This window comes from Treponema sp. UBA7567 (genome assembly GCF_002476655.1).
GTDB lineage: Bacteria > Spirochaetota > Spirochaetia > Treponematales > Treponemataceae > Treponema_D.
Window position 1 is genome coordinate 1 of sequence record NZ_DLLH01000044.1, and the last position, 7,311, is coordinate 7,311.

Consider the following 7,311-nt stretch of genomic DNA (forward strand, 5'->3'; position numbering starts at 1 on the left):
GATTTTTCTTTTCAAAGAACCTATTAAGTCGCTATCTCGCAACGAAAAATATATTAACATACAGATAAAAATTCGTCAATATCGGACTTTTTATTTTTTTCAAAATTTATCATAAAGATTTTGTTATATTTTATCTTTTTTTTCCTTATTTTTTTCAAGTCAGTTGCCGCCGGCTGAAAAACTAAATCATAGCCTTGATTGAAACCCCGAAGTTGAATCTGCGGTAAAACAGAGTGAAACCGCAGATTCAATGAGCGTTAGCGAAGGGTGGAAAGCAAGTTAAAAATAAAAACTTTCCTTAGTACGAGAAAATTGTATCTTTTCAAAAAAATGCGCTCCAAAAGCTTCAAAAATAAAGAAAAACCATTTAAAACGAAAAAAGCACCTGCAAAAAAACAGGTGCTCAAAATTCAAAAAAAATTACATATCCTTAAAAACCGAACCAAATTTTTTTAAGTAATCAACAAACGAAGTGTAACTCAAAACAAGGCAAACAACATAAAAAGCCTGGATTGCAATTTTTGCACAAGGATAAAAGGCCGTAAAATCAATGCCAAATTTTGCATCGCAAAATTCAACCAGCCCAAAACGAATAAAACTCTCGGCCGCAAGCATAAAAAATCCAGAAATTATATAAAAAACGGTCTTAACCTTTCCGCCTTTTCGGGCAGCGATTGCAACGCCCTGACGAATCGCAAGCATTCTCAAAAAATTCTGGCAGAACTCGCGGTACATAATAAGAACAAAAATTACAACCGGCATATAAGAGCCCATTTTTGGGTCAAACGAATTAAGTGCCGAAATAAAAACCGTCAAATTGAGCATCACATCGGCAAACGGATCAAAAAGTTTTCCTAAATCACTTACCTCGTTGTGTTTTCGCGCATAATGTCCGTCCCAATAATCCGTCAGCTCCATAACAATAAGAGAAGGAATCATGACACAGGCAGAAATAAACGCAAGATTTTTATTGCCAGTCCAAATCGGAATATTATAAATCAGGAAAAAAATCGGTGCAAAAATCAACCGGGCAACAGTAAATTTATTAGAAACTTTCATATTTCTAAGTATTCTGACAAGACGTTAAAAAGTCAAGTAATAAAAAAAGCTGTAAAAATACAGGCGTATCGGCAACAAGCTGCCGCCGGCTGTTCCACCCCTCGCTGTCCGCTCGTCCGCCTTTGGCGGATTGCCTTGCAAGGGTTCCATAGCCTTACGCAAAAATTTAACTTTAAAGCAAAAATTCCGCTACAGATTTTTTTCAAGCCTGCACGAAAGGATTTCTGTTTTTCTCTTAAACTTAAGCGTATAAACAGAAGGCAAAAGCTCATTCTGCGGAAGCGGAACAAGCAGGTTTTTGCGAGTTTTTAAAACCCATCCCATGTAATTTCTTAAGTGCCTTGCAAAAAAAGAATTTTTCTGGCTATTTTTTGAATTTTCGTCTAACAAAACATCGCCAGAAAACTCAGATGAAAGCCGGATATTTTTTCCATCATCAATATAAGAAGAATCAACAGTCCCGATTACGCGATACCAAACCCGTGGCAGAGGAAGCAAAAGTTTTTTTGGCAAAACATAAACTTCAACCGCAAGACTTTTATTTTCCGGAGAATCTACAAAAAAAGTCGATTTCCCAGCTTCAATAAAAGTTTTATTCAAAGTAACGCTCATGTTGTCCGGCAAAATTCCAAATTCAGAATAAAGGGCAATTCCTGTAAAAGCCGAAAGCGCAATATAAAATGCAATCAAAACAGGAAAAACAGTTTTCCAAAAAACAGCTCCCAAAAAGCCGGCGGCAAAAAGAGCGAAAAAGAAAAGTTTTTCCGTCAAAAATGCTGAAAGCTCAAAAGATGGGTTTTTAATAAATACAAAGCCGCCGGCTCCAAACGCAACAACAACGCTTAAAAGCAAAAAAACTACGGAAATTCTCGCTTTTAAAAACTTTTTATGAAAAATTTTGGCAAAAGCTACGCAAAAAAGGCAGCCAGCAACTCCGCCAAGACATAAACTTACTATTGCAAATGAAAGACAGGCGTAAAAACTCATTGTGGATAAGCCTTAAAATCCTGAACAACGTTTATCGCAGATTCAACCTTGTATTCCGGAAGTTCAGCCTGAGTAATTGTAAGAGCGCGCTCAACAATCGCTGTAGAATCTGCAACTCCATGCAATATTACTTTTCCGTCGCGTGCAGTTGCATGCAAGAAGTTTATATTCAGGCAATATTCAAGAATCAGCATATTTACAATTCGCTGACAAACAAGCATTTCGTCAAGACGCAAACGTCCAAGTTCTTCTTTTTTCTGGGTAATTGAAGTTTTGACAAGGGCAACAATCATTTCTGCGGCAGCATCCAAGTCCACTGCCGAAGTGTTAATCACTGCATGATAAAGTGTCGGGTCGTCAACCTGACAATTAAAAAAGCTTTTATAAAAACCAGACTTCTGTTTATCTGCTACCGCAAGTTTTTTTTCTGCCCGCTTTTCGTCAAGTTGCAGAAGTTCGTTCAAACGCTGGATGCGGTCGTTTTTTGAAGCCAAAACTCTAAAACAAAAATGGTTTTGAACAGAATTAAGAATTACAGAAGAACCACGGCCAACAATTACACAGTTGTTTTCATCAGCAACTTCCAAAACAGCCGTCTGCAAATAATCAAGATATTCATCGCGGTCTTTTGCAAGAGAAGCAAAAAATCCTGGCGTCTTTTCATCGTATTTATGAAGTTTTTCCTTTGGAAATCCAAGCGCAACTATTTTCTTTTCCAAATCTTCACGACCAACAAATGTGTAATTCATTTTTTTAGCAACAAGCTGACTAAGTTCATCTCCAAGTGCTGCCGCCTGTCTAGAAAAAGTAATTATTGCCATAAATCCTCCATTGGAAAACTGCAAGGGCTAAAAATTCAACACTTTTAAATGCTGTAAAATTTAATTTTGAACGATTTTTTTCCCTTTAAACTTTTATCACTTTAAATATAATAAAATAAACTCGGTTTTAAGTCAAAACTTTAAAAAATTGCAAAAAAATTACAAATTTTATCAAAACAAGGAAAAAAAACTATGGCAAATTCTTTCAGCGACTCGCAGCTCGTATGGACAGAAGGCGAAAAAGAAATCCTTTTAAAAACTCCGATAGCAACCGTCTGCCAGACACCGGCAACTGCAAGCGACGGTCAGAAACACAGCTACATTTCGATTGACTCAAGAGATTGGGTTGCAGTAATTCCTGTCAAAAACGAAAATTTTATAATGGTCAAGCAGTGGCGGCACGGAGAAAAAGCGCTTAGCATTGAATTTCCGGGCGGCGTAGTTGACGACGGAGAATCTCCGCTTCAAGGAGCAATCCGCGAATTAAAAGAAGAAACCGGCTGTGCTGCAGAAAAAATGCTCTATCTTGGAAAAATAAATCCAAACCCGGCTTTTATGACAAACCACTTTCACGTGTTTGCGGCCTTTGACTTAAAAGAAACCGGCTCTCAAAATTTAGATTCTGACGAATATTTAAATTACCTTGAAATGCCAAAAAGCGAAGTTTACGAAAAAATGGGAACTCCGCAAATGCCTCACGCTCTTATGTGCAGCGCGCTAATGCTTTTCCGGCAGGCGGAAGATTCTGGAAGTTTTTAGATTTAAAACAAAAAAGGCAGAAAATAAAAAATTTTCTGCCTTTTTACGCATTTTTTATTTTTCAGCATTTACGGCAGAATAGCCGTCGTACTTTTTTGAAGGAGAATAAACGCCTTCTCGATATTCGCCTGTCAAACTAGGAATTTCCATTTTCATTCCAGGCATAATCAAGTTTGGATCGCTTGGTTTTGGCATATTAGATTTGTTTGCCTGATACAGATTTTCCCAAAGCAAAGGATTGTTATAAACATAAGACCGGCCAGAAATATTCCAGTAACAGTCTTTTGTTTCTTCCCACGGACGAACAATATAATACTGCGGAAGCGGTGTAATCTCTTTTATATCGGCAAGAGTTTCTAACACTTGTTTTGCATAGGCTGCAGCTGTCGTGTAATCTTCTGTTTTGTAAGCATCATCTGCACTTGCATAAGATTTTTGAGCGGCTGTATATGCCATTGGGAAATTTTTATCTGCATTGATTGATTTTGCATAATCAAGACGTTTTGACGCGTTTTTCATTACAGAATCAGCTTCCGATTTTGCAAGCATTTTCTGAATATATGCTTGAGAAAGAGCGGCATTTTCTTCTGCTTTTTTCGCATACTCTTCAGCAAGAACATAATCTCCTGCATCCAAAGCATTCTGGGCCTTTTTTGTATATTCGTTTGCAAGCTTTTGGTAAGTGTTATTTTTATAACTTACGGCAAAAAGCACAGAGGCCGAAATTACCGCCAATAAAACTGTAATACTTTTTTTCATTATTTAGCCTCCGATGTATTCTGTGAATTTTGGATTACTGATTCAACAGCATTTGAGGCTACATTTTCTACCGCAATTGCAGTTTCCGCAACTTTTTCTGCCGTTTTTGCAGTTGTACCATCTTCAACATTGATTACCGCATCTTCTGGATTAGCAAAATTATCTTCTTCAAGAAGAACTGCATCTTCTGCTTCAATTCCCGCAACTACGCCTTCGAGAGGAGCAATTGAATCTGCTTCTTTCGCATAATTTTCAGAATCAGCAACCTTCTGTTTTGCTGCATCGATTAAAGCCTGCGCAGCAGCACGTTTTTCTTTAATTTCTTCGTACAAAGCAGAATATGTCTCTTTAGCAGTTTTATATCCGTTAAATGCGCCTTCGATATTCGCTGTCACATAAGAAGAATCTGCTTTCTTAAAAATTTCAGAAGCTTTTTTGTATTCTTCTTTTTTTGCAACACCGGCTCTTACTTTGTCAGCATTTCTTTTTGCTTCGAGCGCAGACTGTCTTTCGCGGGCCGCATTTGCCTTAAGCCCTTTATTTACAACATCGTTGTAAGCGGCAAGCGCTTCATTTGCCTTTGCAAGAAGAGTTGCTCCGTCTTTGTCTGCTCCAAACGCAGAATATTCTTCAAGAGCCTTTTTTCCATCGTCGTAGGCTTTTTGATTTTCGTTTGCTAGAGAAAGCGCGTCTGCCTTTTCTTTTAAGGCAGCAGCCTGACTTGCAGAAGCAAGAGAATTATAACGAGCAGTAAGGTCTTTTATTTCCGCAGAATAATCTTTTGAAGAATCTGTTTCGACATTGTTTTTTATAGAAGTATATTTTGTTTCTGCAACAGAAAATCCATCAGGAAAATACTTTTCTGATCCAAATTCGATTGAGCTCTGTCGTGCAGCTTCCGTCAAGGCAAGAAGAGATTTGTTTGCTGCTGAGAAGTCAACAGTTTCCTCTACATCCTTTTTAATTTCCTCTGCCGCATCTTTTACAGTCGGCTCCGGCTCAGCTTCTGGAGTTGAACCGCAGGAAATTACAAAAAGAACAGTCAGAATACATGCAAGCGCTGAAATTAACTTTTTCAATTTTTCCTCCAAATAAAAATTAAAAAAAACAAATGAATTTCATCATCTTTCTGTTTTTTTAATTTTTTTTCATAGTAAAAAATTATAATCCAAAATCCACAATAATTATAATTAAGTTATCGGCATAGAGCAACATTCATTTACTCGTATTCAGAACAATAAGCGCCGTTTTTTATTACAATTTCGTAAATCATTAGAGATAGTAGAGTATCTTGAAAAGCTGTTCCAGATGAACGAATATCAATATCTGTTTTTGAAAGCAGAGCAACAATCGCGGCAACCTGCCCGCCAGTCCAAATTCTGCCTGCCGAAGAATATTGAGACCGTGCAGTTTTTGATGCAAAGCCATTTTTCTTTAACTCAGCTTCATTTGGAGAACCTGCCGCATGCAACGACTGCCAAAGCGCAAGTTTTCTAAAGCAATATAAAAGCCCCGCAATTATTACAACGGCATCGCTGTCTTTTTTTGACAGCCTAATTTTCTGAAGAATTTCCAGGCAGTTTTCAAACCTTTTTTGAGGCAAATCCTGCTCAACCATTGCCCCAAAAAGTGTAAAAGCCGATTCTTCACGATTATGCGCCAAAATCTGTTCAACATCGGCGGCTGTAACAAAATGCCCCTGTTCAAAACACATAAAAAAGCGGCTGCATTCGTTTCTGAGGGCCTCAGTATTATTTTCTACCATTTCCAAAATAGAAGCCGCAGCGTCTGGCTCAAGGACATAACCGTTTTTCTTAAAAAAAGAATACAGCCATTGCTCCTTGCGATTTTCAAACATCTCCCAAAAAATTTTTTTATTTGCAGCAGGAACAAGTTTTTCAAGCTTAGAATCTACTTTTAGTTCGTCAGACACAAGAACCAGCACTGTCGTTTCTTTTTTTGTTTTTTCGACAGTCTGAACCCACTGTGCCAGCATATCAATGTCTTTTTTGTCTTTTACAAGTTCGGCATTGCGGATTGTAATAAATGTCGCAGGAATAAAAAGGGATTCTGTCATCAACTGCGCAACAACATCACTCATATTTAAATCCGTTCCGTAATAAACAAAATCGTCACTGCTGCCTATTTTTTTGCGCAGTTCTTCCTTTAATGCGAGAATCTGATCATTTTTTTCACCGGCTTCAGGTCCGGTATAAAGATAAATCGGTGCCGACATTGCAGAATTTATTCAGTTTTAGTATGTACGAACAATATTCGAGAGAATTCCAACAACGCGCAGATCTTTTGCATAAATCGGCTTAAAATCAGGGTTTTCTGGCTGAAGCTTTATCCTGTCTGACTCGCGATAATAGCGTTTTAAGGTGATTGCATCATCAATTACGGCAACAACAATCTGTCCGTCAACAGCAGTTTCGCACTGTTCAATAATTGCAAGATCTCCTTCGAGAATTCCGGCATTTATCATACTTGTACCACGAACGCGAAGCGCAAAATAGCTTTTTCCAGGACGAATAAAAGGCTCTGTCAGGTTTATATAACCGTCCAAATTTTCTTCACTCAAAAGAGGTTTTCCTGCGGCAACAGTACCGAGCAAAGGAACTTTCCCAATATAAGCAGGATGTGGAATACTTTCATCGCTGCTGTCATTACGGATAACGCGGATAGATCTGGAACTTTTCGGTTTAATCGAAATACAATTCTTTTTTTGCAAAGCAGCAATATGATCCTGCACTGCCCGAATTGAAATTTCAAAATGCTCGCTTATTTCACGAACAGTCGGCGGATAAGAATTTTCCTTTGAAAAAACCGAAATAAAATTCAAAACTTCACGCTGGCGCTCTGTAAGTTCTTTCATTTTTCCTCCCATAAAAAGCCAAGGTTAAAACTTCAGTTTTAGAATTGACTT

At 37.8% G+C, this 7,311-nt stretch carries 8 protein-coding genes; 1 reads left to right on the forward strand and 7 read right to left on the reverse strand.

Translation table 11 applies throughout. From position 1 onward, the window contains the following. Positions 1–420: 420 nt before the first annotated feature. The 3 genes from B3Y13_RS05675 to B3Y13_RS05685 all read right to left on the reverse strand — a co-directional run bounded on the left by B3Y13_RS05675 (position 421) and on the right by B3Y13_RS05685 (position 2,867). Complete coding sequence (locus tag B3Y13_RS05675; RefSeq protein WP_296024985.1) at positions 421–1,059, reverse strand: CDP-alcohol phosphatidyltransferase family protein; 639 nt, start codon at positions 1,057–1,059, stop codon at positions 421–423. 189 nt (positions 1,060–1,248) lie between these two features. Beyond that, positions 1,249–1,911 carry a hypothetical protein gene (locus B3Y13_RS05680; protein ID WP_296693222.1) on the reverse strand — a complete coding sequence of 221 codons (663 nt, stop codon included), beginning with the start codon at positions 1,909–1,911 and terminating at the stop codon, positions 1,249–1,251. A 131-nt stretch (positions 1,912–2,042) separates the two neighbouring features. Next, positions 2,043–2,867: an AAA family ATPase gene (locus B3Y13_RS05685; RefSeq protein ID WP_296666928.1), complete on the reverse strand. Its 825-nt coding sequence runs from the start codon at positions 2,865–2,867 to the stop codon at positions 2,043–2,045. Positions 2,868–3,059: 192 nt separating this feature from the next. Here B3Y13_RS05685 and B3Y13_RS05690 point away from each other — a divergent pair, with 192 nt between their 5' ends. Next, complete coding sequence (locus tag B3Y13_RS05690) at positions 3,060–3,626, forward strand: NUDIX hydrolase (RefSeq protein WP_296024977.1); 567 nt, start codon at positions 3,060–3,062, stop codon at positions 3,624–3,626. A 54-nt stretch (positions 3,627–3,680) separates the two neighbouring features. Here B3Y13_RS05690 and B3Y13_RS05695 read toward each other — a convergent pair whose 3' ends face one another. The 4 genes from B3Y13_RS05695 to lexA form a co-directional block, all read right to left on the reverse strand. Further along, positions 3,681–4,385 carry a LysM peptidoglycan-binding domain-containing protein gene (locus tag B3Y13_RS05695; protein ID WP_296024975.1) on the reverse strand — a complete coding sequence of 235 codons (705 nt, stop codon included), beginning with the start codon at positions 4,383–4,385 and terminating at the stop codon, positions 3,681–3,683. Then, positions 4,385–5,464, reverse strand: coding sequence for a hypothetical protein (locus B3Y13_RS05700; RefSeq protein WP_296666932.1), 1,080 nt, complete (start codon positions 5,462–5,464; stop codon positions 4,385–4,387). Before B3Y13_RS05700 ends, B3Y13_RS05695 begins: the two co-directional genes overlap by 1 nt. 140 nt (positions 5,465–5,604) lie before the next feature. After that, on the reverse strand, positions 5,605–6,621 hold the full coding sequence (gene holA, locus B3Y13_RS05705; protein ID WP_296666934.1) for a DNA polymerase III subunit delta: 1,017 nt from the start codon (positions 6,619–6,621) through the stop codon (positions 5,605–5,607). Positions 6,622–6,639: 18 nt separating this feature from the next. Continuing rightward, positions 6,640–7,260, reverse strand: a complete 621-nt coding sequence (gene lexA, locus B3Y13_RS05710; RefSeq protein WP_296666936.1) for a transcriptional repressor LexA — start codon at positions 7,258–7,260, stop codon at positions 6,640–6,642. Positions 7,261–7,311: the final 51 nt, after the last annotated feature.

Excerpts from the sequence above, each read along its gene's own strand:
- B3Y13_RS05675 (WP_296024985.1), bottom strand. The coding sequence starts at position 1,059 with ATGAAAGTTTCTAATAAATTTACTGTTGCCCGGTTGATTTTTGCACCG.
- B3Y13_RS05685 (WP_296666928.1), bottom strand. The coding sequence starts at position 2,867 with ATGGCAATAATTACTTTTTCTAGACAGGCGGCAGCACTTGGAGATGAA.
- B3Y13_RS05690 (WP_296024977.1), top strand. The coding sequence starts at position 3,060 with ATGGCAAATTCTTTCAGCGACTCGCAGCTCGTATGGACAGAAGGCGAA.
- B3Y13_RS05695 (WP_296024975.1), bottom strand. The coding sequence starts at position 4,385 with ATGAAAAAAAGTATTACAGTTTTATTGGCGGTAATTTCGGCCTCTGTG.
- holA (WP_296666934.1), bottom strand. The coding sequence starts at position 6,621 with ATGTCGGCACCGATTTATCTTTATACCGGACCTGAAGCCGGTGAAAAA.
- lexA (WP_296666936.1), bottom strand. The coding sequence starts at position 7,260 with ATGAAAGAACTTACAGAGCGCCAGCGTGAAGTTTTGAATTTTATTTCG.